Here is a 13,096-nt window from a genome sequence, read left to right on the forward strand (position 1 = left end):
GACACATTTCAGGGGGCTGCCGTTCACCCAACACGCCCGAATGTTCATGTCCAGCGACACGCCGTACCGAATTGATCCACAGTTGCGCACAGTGCGAATTGCACCACTGCCTGCGGATTGATCTATTCGGCCCCGGTTTCTCCCCAAGTGATCCACAGGGGGTGCACAACAGCTGGTGAACAATGCCCACGTTATCCCCAGATCTGTGCACAGCTCGGTTTGTCGGGTGCCCCGGCACTCGCCTACGTTCGCTTCGGTGTCGTGACCGCAGTCCGGTGACGACGTGTTCTCACGTATCCAGCGCTCGGCACCACGAGTTTGCCGACGCGCACTCGCAACGCCGCGAAGCGTCCCGAAACATGTCGGTGCGCAGGCGTACAACGAGTCATCGAAGGTGGTTGGAGATGAGAGAGGACGGTCGAGTCTGATGGCAGTCGTCGACGACCGCGGCCACGAGGAGCAGGGCCCGTCCTACGAGCCGCCCGGTGAGGATTTCGGCCGCCAGCCGCCGCACGACATGGCCGCGGAGCAGTCCGTCCTCGGCGGCATGCTGCTGTCCAAGGACGCCATCGCCGACGTGGTCGAGGTTATCCGTCCCGGCGACTTCTACCGCCCCGCCCACCAGGCCGTCTACGACGCCATCCTGGACCTCTACGGCCGCGGCGAACCCGCCGACCCCGTCACCGTCTCCGCCGCCCTGGACCGCCGCGGCGAACTCAAACGCATCGGCGGCCCCCCGTACCTGGTCACCCTGACCCAAACCGTCCCCACCGCCGCCAACGCCGGCTACTACGCCGAGATCGTCGCCGAGAAGGCCATCCTCCGCCGCCTGGTCGAAGCCGGCACCCGCATCGTCCAATACGGCTACGCGGGCGCCGACGGCCAAGACGTGGCCGAAGTCGTGGACCGCGCCCAGGCCGAAATCTACGAGGTCACCGAACGCCGCTCCACCGAGGACTTCGCCCCCCTGGAGGAAATCCTCCAGCCCACCATGGACGAACTCGACTCCATCGCCTCCCGCGGCGGCATCTCCCTCGGCGTCCCCACCGGCTTCACCGAACTCGACGAGGTCACCAACGGGTTGCACCCGGGGCAGATGATCATCGTGGCGGCGCGGCCCGGCGTGGGGAAATCGACCCTGGGCATGGATTTCATGCGGAGCTGCTCGATTCGGCACGGTTTGGCGAGTGTCATCTTCTCGCTCGAAATGAGCCGGACCGAAATCGTCATGCGTCTGCTGTCCGCCGAGGCGAAGATCAAGCTGGGCGATATGCGGTCGGGGCGGATGAGTGATGACGACTGGGCGAAGCTGGCGCGGCGGATGAGTGAGATTTCCGAATCGCCGCTGTTCGTGGATGATTCGCCCAACCTCACCATGATGGAGATCCGCGCGAAGGCGCGTCGTTTGAAGCAGCGGCACGACCTACGCCTGGTGGTGGTGGACTACCTCCAGCTGATGACCTCCGGCAAGAAGGTCGAATCCCGGCAGCAGGAAGTCTCGGAATTCTCCCGAAGCCTCAAGCTGCTGGCGAAGGAACTCGAGGTTCCGGTAGTCGCGATCTCCCAGCTGAACCGAGGTCCGGAACAGCGAACAGACAAGCGGCCGATGGTGTCCGATCTTCGTGAGTCCGGCTGTCTCCCGGCGTCGACGCGAATCCTGCGAGCAGACACCGGAAATGAGGTCACGCTGGGTGAACTGCTGACCAGCGGCGAACAGCCACTGGTGTGGTCGCTCGACGAGCGCATGCGTATGGTTGCGCGGCCGATGGTGAAGGTGTTCCCCAGCGGCCGGAAAGAAGTCTTTCGCCTGCGCCTGGCCTCCGGCCGCGAGGTCGAGGCGACCGGCAATCACCCGTTCCTGACCGTGGACGGGTGGATCCCTCTGGAAAAGCTCGCTGTCGGCGACCGCCTTGCGACCCCACGTGTCGTTCCCGAACCGGTGCACACCGAGCGCATGGCGGATGCGGAAGTAATCATGCTCGCGCACATGATCGGTGACGGCTCCTGTGTGAAGGGGCAGCCGATCCGATACGCCAGCATCGATGAGGAGAACCTCGCCGCGGTGAGCACCGCCGCAGCGCATTTCGGCATCACGCCCGTCCGCGACGAGTATGCCGCCGCCCGGGTGACGACGCTGCGCCTGCCCGCGCCGTACCGCCTCACACACGGCAAGCGCAATCCGATCGCCGCATGGTTGGACGAACTGGGACTCTTCGGCCTCCGCAGCTACGAAAAGTTCATCCCGCAGCGCATTCACACGCTACCCAACGATCAGGTTGCACTGTTCATCCGGCACCTGTGGGCAACCGATGGTTCGGTGCGATGGGACGCGAAGGGACGCCAGGCCCGCATCTATTACTCCAGCACCAGCCGTCGACTCATCGATGACCTCGCGCAACTGCTGCTCCGCGTCGGTGTCCACGGACGCATCAGGCAGGTCCGCAAACCGGGCTACCGTGACGGCTGGCACCTCACCATCGACGGCGCGGACAATCAGACAATCTTCCTGAAGAACATCGGCGTTCACGGTGCCAGGGGAACAGCCGCTGAGGCGGCGCTGCTCGAACTCGAGCCAATGACTCGAAACACCAACGTAGACACGGTACCCAAGGAGATCTGGAACAAGGTTCGCACCCTGCTGGCCACCAAGGAGATCTCACATCGCGAGTTCCAGGCTGCCATGGGCTCCCGCTTCTGCGGTTCCACCATGTGGAAGCACTCCCCGAGCCGTTCTCGCCTGGCGCGCGTCGCCGCCGTCTTGGACGACGCCGATATCGAGATGTTCGCGACGAACGACGTCTTCTGGGACCGCATCGTCGAGATCACCAGCCTCGGCGAGCAGGACGTCTACGACGGCACCGTTCCCGGCACACACAACTTCGTGGCACAGGGGATCGCCGTCCACAACAGCCTCGAACAGGACGCCGATATGGTTATCCTGCTGCACCGCCCCGACGCCTTCGAACGGGACGACCCGCGCGGCGGCGAGGCCGACCTCATCCTCGGCAAACACCGAAACGGTCCCACCGCGACGATTACCGTGGCGCACCAGCTGCATTTGAGCCGGTTCGTGGATATGGCGCGCGGCTAACGCGTTGTTGTAGGAGCTCACGCAGCGCTTTAGGCGCACAGTCAACTTCATGTCGACGGGACAGGACGCCTGTTAGGCCATCCGCAAGACGGCAACAAGTCAATTGACGGGCGACAACCTGGCTCAGGCCGTCGGCCCTACGCGCACGCGACCGCCACCCTCGTCGAAGGGTTACAAACCTACTGGAAACGGAACTTGTGCCTTCCGTAAGACACTCAATGTCACAGCTGTCGACTACGGTCAGTAGCCATGGCAACGATAAAGGGCGACCGGCCACAAGTCGCACTCCTGGTTACAGATCTCGACAACACCTTGTGGGACTGGTTCGGAGCCTGGCATGCCTCATTCTCGGCCATGTTAAGCAATCTTTCAGCCATGAGCGGGGTACCCCAGAATCGTCTTGAGGACGAAATCAGGACTGTGCACCGCCGACGGGGCACGACCGAGTACTCTGCACTACTCACCGAGCTCCCTTCTCTTCAGGAGCTGCACCCGAACGAGAATCTGTTAGAGGTCTACGACTCAGCTATCCATGTGCTCAACTCCGAGCGACTGCGAACCACACGCCTGTACCCCGGCGTCAAGGAAACCATCGAGGAACTTCGGCGACGCAACGTGCCAGTTGTTGCCTATACGGAAGCTGTCGCCTACTGGTCGGAGTGGCGGATCAAGAAGACCGGACTAGATGGACTCATATCGACGTTATACACCGCTCCCGACCACGACTTGCCATTGGGCCTTACGGTAGGTGATCTGAGAAAACTCCCCGCAGAAGACTACGGGCTTAAAGCGACCGATCACCGCCATACTCCAAAGGGGCTACTTAAACCGGATACCAGAATCTTGAGAAAGATAATCGCAGACCAACAACTGCAGCCTGATCAGGTCGCGTATGTCGGAGACAGCCTCATGAAGGATGTCGCGATGGCACAGCAAATAGGAGCACACGACGTTTTTGCAAAGTACGGCGTCGCACAGCACCGGACAGATTACGAACTCCTGCGTCGGGTATCCCATTGGACTGACGACGACATAGAGCGGGAAGAATCAATATCTGCAGGTCATGAAGTCCACCCAAGTTACACACTTGCAGAAGGGTTCACAGAGATTCTGCAATATTTCGATTTCAAGGAGGCCTAGTTGGAGAAGGAAGATATTCCCCACTATCTCGAGATGTGGAAGAAGACAATTGAAGTGCAGCAACATTTCAACGATATTGAATGGCGCATACGCGGACTCGCCATGACTGTTCTAACGTTTTCCTTCGGCGCCGCCGCAGTTGCCGCGAAGGACAGCACTGCGGTGAAGGTCTTTGGCCACTCAGTTCAACTGTCTTCCATTATACTGTTCCTGGGATTTGTGTTATGGATGTCCTTCTATTTCGTCGACAAAGTCTGGTATCACCGCCTGTTGACTGGCGCCGTACAACACGGCCTCGATCTTGAGCAGCAACTCAGAACCCATCTTCCACAAGCGGGCCTGACCGGACAGATCGGGAAGAGTAGCCCACAAGAGGTTCGGTTTTTCTTCGCATGGAAGAAGGAAGTGCATTCGACCGGGAAGCTCCGCCTCTTCTACACCATCGGGGGCGCAGCGCTGCTTATCGCGGCCATCGCACTCCAGCTCGGATCGGACTCGCCCCCTTCTCATACACGGGCCGATACACCAACGTCGATGGCCCGTCAATCATAGGATCGGCCACTACACCACACGATGCCCCTTCGAATCCTAGAAGAAGCCCAGAACCCGGTTCGCCGGTCTCAACGATGAGTCAGGAGTGTCGTAGGAATTGAAGGGTTGTCGACACAACGAGGGATGAACGTCGGTTCATTGTGCCGAACACGCGCCGAAGTCGCTCGGACACAACAGAATCGGGTAAGTTGGGCGGCGCGTCCGGGCGTCTTCCGGCCGCCGTTTCCTGATACGCAAGGAGTTTCAGATGCGCGTACTGCGCGGAGTCCTCGTTGGTGCTGTTATCGGCGCCGCGACCCTGGCCGGTGCGGGTGCCGCTGCCGCTGCCCCGCTCTCGCTCGAACCACATGCTCCGGCGGTGACCGAGCAGATCGCCGACAACTGCCAGACCGTCATCCACCCGCTGGCGCAGTTCTCCTGCATCCTCAGCAGCCTGTCCGGCTAGCCGCGATGCGCGGCCGGTCGCGGGGGACCGGTCGCGCCCGTTCGCGCGGCGGAGGGTGATCGGATGCGCGAGAAGCCTTGGTAATCGGGGTGCAATCGACCAGCATGGTCGGTATGGATGCCAGAGTGGCGCGGTTGTTGGATGCGCATGCGGCGGCTGGGCGGTAAGTCGAGGTCGGTGGGGTGCGGACCTTTGTGCGGGATGTGAGGGCGGGGCCGAGTGTGCTGCTGCTGCACGGGGTTCCGGTGTCGAGCTAGCTGTGGCGGAATGTGCTGGGGGAGTTGGCGGGGCGGGGGTTGCGGGGGGGGATCGCGCCGGATCTGCCGGGGCTGGGGTTGTCGGAGCGGCCGGAGGGGTTCGACTACAGCTGGAGTGGGTTGGGGCGGCATGTGGGGGAACTGATTCGGGTGATGGGGTTGGAGCGGGTGCATCTGGTGGTGCACGACATCGGCGGGCCGGTGGGGTTCGAGGCGGTCGCGGCCGATCCCGGGCGTATCACCTCGCTGACCGTATCGGACATCGTGGTGGCGGCGGCGTCATTTCGGAAGCCCTGGTCCATGCGGCCTTTCGAGGTGCCTGGGGTGAATCGGATGTGGTTGGCGGGCGCTCGGGGACCGGTCTTCCGTGCGCTCATGCGGCGCATCGGACTCGCCGCCGACACCTCGGTCACCGGAGCGGAGATCGACGTGCATCGGGCACTGCTGACCCGCGGAGACGGTGGGCGGGCATTCCTGCGGATCATGCGGTCGTTCGAGATGACACCGGAGAAGGAGCGACTGTACCGAGGAGTGCTCGGTGCGGACGACTATCCGGTGCAGGTGGTGTGGGCTCGCGATGATCCAGCGCTGCCCTTGACCAAGCATGGGCGGCAGGCGGCGGAGGCAGCCGGACTGGCGGAGCCGGACGTAGTGGCGGGCAGGCATTTCTTCCCCGAGGACAGCGCCCCCGCGATCGCCGACCGGATTGCCGCCCTGGTCGAGCGGGAGCAATCCTGAGGTCGGCGACGGCTCAGTCGAGTACGGCGTATGCCTCGACCTCGACGAGGACGTCGGGTTCGAAGAGGTAGTCGACGCCGATGGCCGAGACGGGCGGGAGTGGGCGGGGGATGGCGAGTTCGTCGGTGACGCGTTCGATGCCTGCGATGAAATCGTCGTATTTGTCGGGGGTCCATGCGGTGACGAAGAAGCGGAGGCGGACCACGTCGGCGAAGGTGGCTCCGGCTCCGGCCAGGCCGCGGGCGGTGTTGCGCAGGGCCTGTACGAGCTGTCCGGTCAGGTCGCCGGGCGCTACCGGATTGCCGTCGGCGTCGCGGGCGATCTGGCCGGCGACGTGGATGTGGCGGGAGCCGGTGCCGATCGAAACATGGTGGTACGGAACGGGGGTGAACATGCCGGGCGGGGTGAGTAGCTGCACTGTCACTGGTGATCCCTTCGCTGTCGGAGTAGGTATCCGATGTCTACCTGGTAGTCGGAGGGAACTTCAACGAGACTAGGTGTCATGCCGGAAACCTCCCCCGCCGACATCGGCGCCCCGCAGCTCACCGCGCAGCACCGTGAGCTGCTCGATCAGATGCTGGACAAGTGGTCGCTGCAGATCATGGACGCGCTCTGTGGAAAGTCGCTGCGCTTCAACGAACTTCGCCGGGCCATCCCGGTGGTGACGCAGAAGTCGCTCACCACCGCCCTGCGCCGGCTGGAGCGCAACGGCATGGTCGAGCGCGTGGTGATCGGCACGCGGCCCGTCGCGGTCGAATACCGCATCACACCGCTGGGAAAGTCGTTGCAGGGCCTCATCGACGCCCTGCTGCACTGGGCGACCGTCACGCTGCCCGATGTGGAGCGCGCCCGTGCCCGCTTCGACGAGGAAGCGCAGACCGCGCACGAACCGGCGGCCACCGCGCACCCGTAGGCCCGGCCATTACCCGACAGGTAATCGCTTCCGAGCGTTTCGCCGGGCACGATCGGTGGGACGAACCCGAACACCCGGAGGGATGCCATGTCCGCCTACGTGATTGCCCATCTGCGCGATGCCGCTCCGCATCCGGATATCGCCGAGTACATCGAGCGGCTGCCCGGGACCTTCGCGGAGTTCGGGGGGCGCTACCTCGTGCACATGAAGGAGCATGAGGTGAAGGAGGGGACTTGGCCCGGGCATGTGGTGATGATCGGGTTCCCGGGGATCGAGGAGGCGCGGGCATGGTGGGATTCGCCCGCGTATAGGGAGATCGCGCCGCTGCGGTCGCGGCATATCGAGGGGGACATCATCATGGTCGAGGGGGTGCCCGCGGATTACACGCCGACCGCGGCGGTGCGGGCCATCCGGGAGAGCGTGGCGGGCGAGTAGCGTCCAGGCCCGTCCCGAGGGATCCACGGCACTGAGCCCCGCCCGTTACGGGCGGGGCTCAGTGCCGTCCACGGGGTCGCTGATTACTTCCCCAGCGCGCCCTTCACCTTGTCCACGACGTCGCCGACCGCGTCCTTGATGTCCTCGGCGGCGTCCTTCAGCCCGGCGGAGAGCTGGTCGGCCTTGCCCTCGCCGCGCAGTTCGTCGTCACCGGTCACGTCACCGGCGGCTTCCTTGGCCTTGCCGGTGAGGTCCTCGGCCTTGTTGCTGATCTTGTCACTCAGAGACATCGAAAACCTCCGTATCGAGTGTTTGTGCCCGGATTCAGGCACCGATATGAGGACACTGGAGGCACGGGAACGTCACTCGGCTAACGATGAGACAACGGTCACGGATACTGGAGCGTGATGTTTTCGAGATAGCCGTGTCCTGATTGGTGAACGGTGAGGAGGCGTGGTGACCCCGACGGATGCGGCACATGCGGCAGAACTCGACGATGCCACCCTGGTGAGTCGGGCGCGGGACGGCGATGTTCGTGCATACGAACAGCTAGTCCTGCGCTATCAGGGGCCGATGTTCCGGTTGGCGGCGAAGATGCTGGCGGACCGGAGCGAGGCCGAGGATGTCGTGCAGGAGGTCTTCCTGACGGCGTGGCGACGGATCGGTCAGCTACACGACGATGCCGCGTTCGCGGGGTGGCTGTATCGGGCGACCACGAACCGGTGCCTGAATGTGCTGCGGGCCCGCCAGCCCGCGGCGGATGTGGATCCGGACAGCACTGTCTCGCCGCGTCACGACATCCGACCCGAGCACGCGGTGCAGGTGAACAGCCAATTGGAGGCGCTGACGGCAGCCCTGCAGCAACTCACCCCGGAGCAGCGGGCGTGCTGGCTGCTGCGGGAGGTGCACGGCCGCTCGTACGAGGAGATCGGCGACATCGTCGGTGCGAACGTCACGGCGGTACGCGGGCGCATCGCCCGGGCCCGGGTGCAATTGGCGGAGGTGATGAAGGCATGGCGATGACGGATGTAACCGATACCGACGAGGACTATCTGCTGCCCTGTGGGCGCGGTATGGAACAGGTGTGGCGGCGGCTCGACGCCGTGCAGTCGGGCAACGCGGACGCGCACGAGGCGCGCTGCGCGGACTGCCGGGCGGCGCGGGAGAGTCTGCTGGCGCTGCGCGAGGCCACCCAGGAGCTGATCGACGAACCAGAGCCGACGCCGCCGGACCTGTTCGGCCGCATCATGTTCGCGGTGCGCGCCGAGGTGCGGCGCGGGCAGACGCTGGAGCTGCCCACCGAACTGCCGGGCACGGTGGAGGTGAGCGAGCAGGCGGTCGCGGTGGTGATCCGCTACGCCGCCGACAGCGTTCCGGGGGTGCGGGCGCGCCGCTGCCGGATGCGCAGTGTCGGCACCGGGCCCGACGGCGCGAATATCGTGCGGGTGACGCTGTCCATCGCGGTGCGCATGCGCGGCGGCAGCCTGGAGGGCATCGTGCCGCTGGTGCGCCAGCGGGTGGCGGCCGCCGTCTCGGCGCGCGCGGGCCTGCTGCTCGGCCGCCTGGATGTCACCGTCGACGACGTCTACCAGGACCGAGACCGATGACGGTGGACGCGGAACTCGTCGTCTCGGACGCGGTGGTGGCCGCGGTGGCCGCGCGCGCCGCCGCGTCGGTGCCGGGTGTGGCACGGCTCGAGCCCGGCCTGCGCGGTCTGGTGGTGGGCTGGGCGCGCCTGGGCAAGCAGCTCCTTGTCGGCCAGGAGTCGGCGGCCTCGGAGGGGGTGCGCGTGCAGCGCACGGCCACCGGCGGTCTCGCCGTCCAGGTGGACCTGTCCCTGGGAGCCGAAAGTCGTGCCGCGACCGTGGGTGCGGCGGTACAGCGGGCGGTGATCGACACCGTCCGGGAGCAGACCGGAGTCACCGTCGACGAGGTGTCGGTGACCATTCTCGATATCGAGCCGGGGGCGCTGTGACCGCTGCGGCGGAATTGCTGGAAGCGATCGTCGAGGCGATCGAGGCGGCGGACGGGTTGCGCCCCGTCGCGCCGTTCGGTCTCGACGCGGTGACCTGGCTGCCCCGCGGCGGCCGGGCGTATGCGGTCGATCTGACGAAGGAGGTCGTCGAAATCCGGGTGGCGGCAACCGCTTTGCCGCTACGCCCGCTGGTGGAGCGACTGTCCACCGCGGTGCGGGCGCTGTTGCGGGACACCGCCTGGGCCGAGGCGGCTATCCGCGTGGTGGTCGCCGAACTCGACGCCGCGGCCTTTGGCGACGACACAGTTACCTAGATCACGGACAGCGGGCGTGAGCTTGTCGCACTCCCGGTGTCGAACCAGTACGGACACGTTGTTCCGCTGCACTACAACCAAATTCAGGAGGAAGACATGACCGGAACCAGCACCGAGAAGTCGACCGGCAAGACCGCCGCCGACGGCCAGGACACGGCCGTGCGCAACAAGGTGGCGAATGATGATGCGCTGGTGACCGATCAGGGCACCACCACCATCGGCGACATCGTGGTGCAGAAGATCGCCGGACTCGCCGCCCGCGAGGTGCGCGGCGTCCACGCCCTCGGCGGCGGTGCGGCCCGCGCGTTCGGCGCGATCCGGGACCGCATTCCGGGCGCGTCGGCCAGTGTGGGCCAGGGTGTTTCGGTGGAGGTCGGTGAGAAGCAGGCCGCCGTCGATCTGGAGCTGGTGGTCGAATACGGCGTTTCCATCGCGGAGCTGGCGCGTGCGGTGCGCCGCAATGTCATCACCGCCATCGAGCAGATGACCGGCCTCGAGGTCGTCGAGGTGAATATCAACGTCAACGACGTCTACATTCCCGGCGACGACGATGACGAGGCACCCGCATCCAATCGCGTGCAGTAATCCCATCCGCCCGCAGCTGAGGAGACGCACATGAACGCCACGACGATCAGTCTCGCCGTCGGTATCGCGCTCGGATTCGCCATGGCCTTCGGCGGATTCGGCGCGTTCGCCATCGTGTTGGTGTTCGCCGGGCTGGGCCTGCTGGTCGGCCGCTGGCTCGACGGCGCGATCGATCTGGCCGGTCTGATCCGCTCGGCACAGGATCGGAGCCGGCGGTGACCGCCGCGGTCACGCTCGAACTGCCCGGCACCACCACCGTTTCCGCACGGGCCGTGCGCCGTCTGGCGGCGCACGCGGCCACCGAGGTGGACGGGGTGGGGTCGCAGGTCGGCGTGGACGCCGATGTCACCTCCGATGCCGCCGCCCTGCGGGTGCGCCTGCCGGTGCGGTATCCGCTGCCGGTGGGCCGGATCGCCGAGTCCTGCCGCGCGCACTTGATCGCACGGGTCGGTGAACTCGCGGGTCTGACGGTCACCGGCGTGGATATCGAGATCTCCGCCATGGAGCTGGAACCCGCCGCTCCCGCTGCCGAGTCGGCGCGCCGGAGGGTGCGGTGATCCGGCGGCCGCGGCGGGTGGGCACGGCGGTGGTGGTGGCGCTGGCGCTGCTGGCGCTGGCGGTGGCCGTCATCGTGTCGCTCGTCCAGCGGCTCACGGGCAGTAGGGAGTTCGTCTCCTACGACAGCGTCGCCACCCGACTGCACGACACCGAGTGGGGTGACGTCGTGGTGCTCGCCGCGGGTGCGACGGTCGCGGTGATCGGGTTGCTGCTCATCGCCTTGGCCGTGATTCCCGGCCGCGCGGTAGTGCTGCCACTGCGCACCGTGGACGGCAGCGATGCCGGAATCGAGCGCCGCAGCCTGCGCACGGCGCTGCACCGTTCCGCCGCCGAGGTGCAGGGGATCGAGAAGGCGCGGGTTCGGGTGCGCGGCAAGGGGGTGCGGGTCTCCGCGGCCTCGGATCGCGTGGATATCAGCGAGTTGCCCGATACCGTGCACGCGGCCCTGGCCGACACGCTCGATCGCATTGCCCCACGGCATCCCACGCGGGTGCGCGCCCGCTTGCGTCCCGCCCGGACCGGAGGTTCCCGATGATCACCGTCAACCGCCCGGCTCGCCTCAACCGATCGCTCATCGCCGGAGTCGGCGTGCTGCTACTGGCCGCGGGCGGCTATCTGATCGCGGCCCAGCGCGGCTGGGTGGGCTGGGTGGATCGCTCGCAGCCGCTCACCCCCGGCGCCGCCGAACCGCCCACCTGGGTGTTCTACGCGGTCATCGCGGGTGCGGCGGTGCTGGTGCTGCTGTGTCTGCGCTGGCTGAGCGTGCAGCTGTTCCGCCTGCCACCAGCGGTGACCTGGCAACTGGCGGACGAGAAGTCGGCGGGGCGGACCACGCTGTCCTCCGCCACGGCGGCCGGTGCGGTGGCGGCCGATATCGAATCCTTCGACACCGTGGCTTCGGCCACGGCGTGGCTGTCCGGGCCGGGCCGAGCCCCGGAGCTGCACCTGGTGGTCACCGCCACGCCGGAGGCCGACCTCACCGAGTTGCGTCGGCGCATCCTCGGCGAGGCCGTGGCCCGGCTGCGGGAGGCGCTGGAGGTGGGCGTGATTCCGGTGACCATGGAACTGCGCCTGTCCGACGACGAGGCCCGCGTGCGCTGACATCCGACCCCTGCGACGGGGTGATGGTGGGCCGCGCAACCGTTTCCGGCGCGCGGCCCACCGCTCAGCCCGGCAGGTCGCTGATCGAGGCCGACTCGTTGCGCGACAGCGTGATGCCGAGATTGGCCGCGGTGCGGTCGATGTCGTCGTCGTCCTTGGAGTGCATCTCGATCGCGGCGCCATCGGAGGACAGCACCTCCACGTTCAGGCACAGCGACTGGAGTTCCTTCAACAACACCTTGAACGATTCCGGCACGCCGGGTTCGGGGACGTTGTCGCCCTTGACGATGGCCTCGTAGACCTTCACGCGGCCGACCACGTCGTCGGATTTGATGGTGAGCAGTTCCTGCAGCGTGTAGGCCGCGCCGTAGGCCTGCATGGCCCAACATTCCATTTCACCGAAGCGCTGACCACCGAACTGCGCCTTACCACCGAGGGGCTGCTGGGTGATCATCGAGTACGGGCCGGTCGAACGCGCGTGGATCTTGTCGTCGACCAGGTGGTGCAGCTTCAGGATGTACATGTAGCCCACGGCCACCGGGTACGGGAACGGCTCACCGGAGCGGCCGTCGAACAGGGTCGCCTTGCCGTCCGGACCGACCACGGCGTCGCCGTCGCGGTTGGGTCGGGTGGAGGCGAGCAGTCCGGCGAGTTCGTCCTCGCGCACGCCGTCGAAGACCGGTGTGGCGAGTTTGGTGCCCGGGTCCGCCGACAGCAGTTCCTCGGGCAGGCGGTGCGCCCAGTCGGGCCGGGTGCCGTCGACGGCCTGAATGTTCCAGCCCGCCTTGCCCACCCAGCCGAGATGCGTCTCGAAGATCTGACCGATGTTCATACGACGCGGGACACCGTGGGTGTTGAGGATGATGTCCACCGGGGTGCCGTCCGGCAGGAACGGCATATCCTCCACGGGGAGGATCTTGCCGATCACACCCTTGTTACCGTGACGACCCGCGAGCTTGTCACCGTCCTGGATCTTGCGCTTCTGCGCCACG

Annotated in this window: 19 protein-coding genes; 16 read left to right on the forward strand and 3 right to left on the reverse strand. The window is 66.0% G+C overall.

Annotated elements, in window-relative coordinates; translation table 11 throughout:
* Positions 1–427 precede the first annotated feature (427 nt).
* The 5 genes from ON31_RS29195 to ON31_RS29215 all read left to right on the forward strand — a co-directional run bounded on the left by ON31_RS29195 (position 428) and on the right by ON31_RS29215 (position 6,223).
* Positions 428–3,091, forward strand: coding sequence for a replicative DNA helicase (locus ON31_RS29195; protein ID WP_039818206.1), 2,664 nt, complete (start codon positions 428–430; stop codon positions 3,089–3,091).
* A 249-nt stretch (positions 3,092–3,340) separates the two neighbouring features.
* The gene (locus ON31_RS35945) at positions 3,341–4,231 is read left to right on the forward strand and encodes an HAD family hydrolase (protein WP_081592821.1); all 891 of its coding nucleotides are present in this window, start codon (positions 3,341–3,343) and stop codon (positions 4,229–4,231) included.
* Positions 4,232–4,783 carry a hypothetical protein gene (locus ON31_RS29205; RefSeq protein ID WP_051037912.1) on the forward strand — a complete coding sequence of 184 codons (552 nt, stop codon included), beginning with the start codon at positions 4,232–4,234 and terminating at the stop codon, positions 4,781–4,783.
* A gap of 247 nt (positions 4,784–5,030) precedes the next feature.
* Complete coding sequence (locus ON31_RS29210; RefSeq protein ID WP_039818209.1) at positions 5,031–5,228, forward strand: hypothetical protein; 198 nt, start codon at positions 5,031–5,033, stop codon at positions 5,226–5,228.
* Positions 5,229–5,497: 269 nt separating this feature from the next.
* Complete coding sequence (locus tag ON31_RS29215; protein WP_218007396.1) at positions 5,498–6,223, forward strand: alpha/beta fold hydrolase; 726 nt, start codon at positions 5,498–5,500, stop codon at positions 6,221–6,223.
* A gap of 13 nt (positions 6,224–6,236) precedes the next feature.
* On the opposite strand, the gene ON31_RS29220 is transcribed toward ON31_RS29215, so the two are convergent.
* On the reverse strand, positions 6,237–6,647 hold the full coding sequence (locus ON31_RS29220; RefSeq protein ID WP_029930208.1) for a RidA family protein: 411 nt from the start codon (positions 6,645–6,647) through the stop codon (positions 6,237–6,239).
* A gap of 78 nt (positions 6,648–6,725) precedes the next feature.
* Between ON31_RS29220 and ON31_RS29225 the strand changes: the two genes are divergently transcribed.
* Positions 6,726–7,136: a winged helix-turn-helix transcriptional regulator gene (locus tag ON31_RS29225; protein WP_051037914.1), complete on the forward strand. Its 411-nt coding sequence runs from the start codon at positions 6,726–6,728 to the stop codon at positions 7,134–7,136.
* Positions 7,137–7,223: 87 nt separating this feature from the next.
* Entirely contained in the window at positions 7,224–7,571 is a 348-nt protein-coding gene (locus ON31_RS29230; protein WP_029930210.1) for a DUF1330 domain-containing protein, read from the forward strand.
* A gap of 83 nt (positions 7,572–7,654) precedes the next feature.
* Here ON31_RS29230 and ON31_RS29235 read toward each other — a convergent pair whose 3' ends face one another.
* Complete coding sequence (locus ON31_RS29235) at positions 7,655–7,861, reverse strand: CsbD family protein (RefSeq protein ID WP_029930211.1); 207 nt, start codon at positions 7,859–7,861, stop codon at positions 7,655–7,657.
* Between the two features lie 166 nt (positions 7,862–8,027).
* Here ON31_RS29235 and ON31_RS29240 point away from each other — a divergent pair, with 166 nt between their 5' ends.
* From ON31_RS29240 to ON31_RS29280, 9 genes are all read left to right on the forward strand, one after another.
* Entirely contained in the window at positions 8,028–8,594 is a 567-nt protein-coding gene (locus tag ON31_RS29240; protein ID WP_039818228.1) for an RNA polymerase sigma factor, read from the forward strand.
* Entirely contained in the window at positions 8,591–9,178 is a 588-nt protein-coding gene (locus ON31_RS29245) for an Asp23/Gls24 family envelope stress response protein (protein ID WP_255222303.1), read from the forward strand. The genes ON31_RS29240 and ON31_RS29245 overlap by 4 nt, the downstream gene beginning before the upstream one ends.
* Positions 9,175–9,546 (forward strand): Asp23/Gls24 family envelope stress response protein, encoded by a 372-nt coding sequence (locus tag ON31_RS29250; RefSeq protein WP_039818212.1) that lies wholly within the window; start codon positions 9,175–9,177, stop codon positions 9,544–9,546. Before ON31_RS29245 ends, ON31_RS29250 begins: the two co-directional genes overlap by 4 nt.
* Positions 9,543–9,860 carry a hypothetical protein gene (locus tag ON31_RS29255; RefSeq protein ID WP_039818213.1) on the forward strand — a complete coding sequence of 106 codons (318 nt, stop codon included), beginning with the start codon at positions 9,543–9,545 and terminating at the stop codon, positions 9,858–9,860. Before ON31_RS29250 ends, ON31_RS29255 begins: the two co-directional genes overlap by 4 nt.
* 96 nt (positions 9,861–9,956) lie before the next feature.
* Positions 9,957–10,445 carry an Asp23/Gls24 family envelope stress response protein gene (locus ON31_RS29260; RefSeq protein WP_039818229.1) on the forward strand — a complete coding sequence of 163 codons (489 nt, stop codon included), beginning with the start codon at positions 9,957–9,959 and terminating at the stop codon, positions 10,443–10,445.
* A gap of 30 nt (positions 10,446–10,475) precedes the next feature.
* Entirely contained in the window at positions 10,476–10,664 is a 189-nt protein-coding gene (locus tag ON31_RS29265; protein WP_029930217.1) for a hypothetical protein, read from the forward strand.
* Entirely contained in the window at positions 10,661–11,002 is a 342-nt protein-coding gene (locus ON31_RS29270) for an Asp23/Gls24 family envelope stress response protein (protein WP_039818214.1), read from the forward strand. The genes ON31_RS29265 and ON31_RS29270 overlap by 4 nt, the downstream gene beginning before the upstream one ends.
* A complete protein-coding gene (locus ON31_RS29275) occupies positions 10,999–11,538 on the forward strand; it encodes a DUF6286 domain-containing protein (RefSeq protein ID WP_039818216.1) in 540 nt (179 codons plus the stop codon). Before ON31_RS29270 ends, ON31_RS29275 begins: the two co-directional genes overlap by 4 nt.
* On the forward strand, positions 11,535–12,104 hold the full coding sequence (locus tag ON31_RS29280) for an Asp23/Gls24 family envelope stress response protein (RefSeq protein WP_039818217.1): 570 nt from the start codon (positions 11,535–11,537) through the stop codon (positions 12,102–12,104). Before ON31_RS29275 ends, ON31_RS29280 begins: the two co-directional genes overlap by 4 nt.
* Before the next feature lie 64 nt (positions 12,105–12,168).
* Here ON31_RS29280 and ON31_RS29285 read toward each other — a convergent pair.
* A partial coding sequence (locus tag ON31_RS29285; protein ID WP_444543639.1) for a DNA-directed RNA polymerase subunit beta occupies positions 12,169–13,096 on the reverse strand: 928 nt, incomplete at its 5' end.

It is taken from the genome of Nocardia otitidiscaviarum NBRC 14405 (assembly GCF_000308635.1).
In the GTDB taxonomy this organism is placed as follows: Bacteria; Actinomycetota; Actinomycetes; order Mycobacteriales; family Mycobacteriaceae; genus Nocardia; species Nocardia otitidiscaviarum.

Excerpts from the sequence above, each read along its gene's own strand:
- ON31_RS29195 (WP_039818206.1), top strand. The coding sequence starts at position 428 with ATGGCAGTCGTCGACGACCGCGGCCACGAGGAGCAGGGCCCGTCCTAC.
- ON31_RS35945 (WP_081592821.1), top strand. The coding sequence starts at position 3,341 with ATGGCAACGATAAAGGGCGACCGGCCACAAGTCGCACTCCTGGTTACA.
- ON31_RS29210 (WP_039818209.1), top strand. The coding sequence starts at position 5,031 with ATGCGCGTACTGCGCGGAGTCCTCGTTGGTGCTGTTATCGGCGCCGCG.
- ON31_RS29225 (WP_051037914.1), top strand. The coding sequence starts at position 6,726 with ATGCCGGAAACCTCCCCCGCCGACATCGGCGCCCCGCAGCTCACCGCG.
- ON31_RS29230 (WP_029930210.1), top strand. The coding sequence starts at position 7,224 with ATGTCCGCCTACGTGATTGCCCATCTGCGCGATGCCGCTCCGCATCCG.
- ON31_RS29235 (WP_029930211.1), bottom strand. The coding sequence starts at position 7,861 with ATGTCTCTGAGTGACAAGATCAGCAACAAGGCCGAGGACCTCACCGGC.
- ON31_RS29245 (WP_255222303.1), top strand. The coding sequence starts at position 8,591 with ATGACGGATGTAACCGATACCGACGAGGACTATCTGCTGCCCTGTGGG.
- ON31_RS29250 (WP_039818212.1), top strand. The coding sequence starts at position 9,175 with ATGACGGTGGACGCGGAACTCGTCGTCTCGGACGCGGTGGTGGCCGCG.
- ON31_RS29260 (WP_039818229.1), top strand. The coding sequence starts at position 9,957 with ATGACCGGAACCAGCACCGAGAAGTCGACCGGCAAGACCGCCGCCGAC.
- ON31_RS29265 (WP_029930217.1), top strand. The coding sequence starts at position 10,476 with ATGAACGCCACGACGATCAGTCTCGCCGTCGGTATCGCGCTCGGATTC.
- ON31_RS29280 (WP_039818217.1), top strand. The coding sequence starts at position 11,535 with ATGATCACCGTCAACCGCCCGGCTCGCCTCAACCGATCGCTCATCGCC.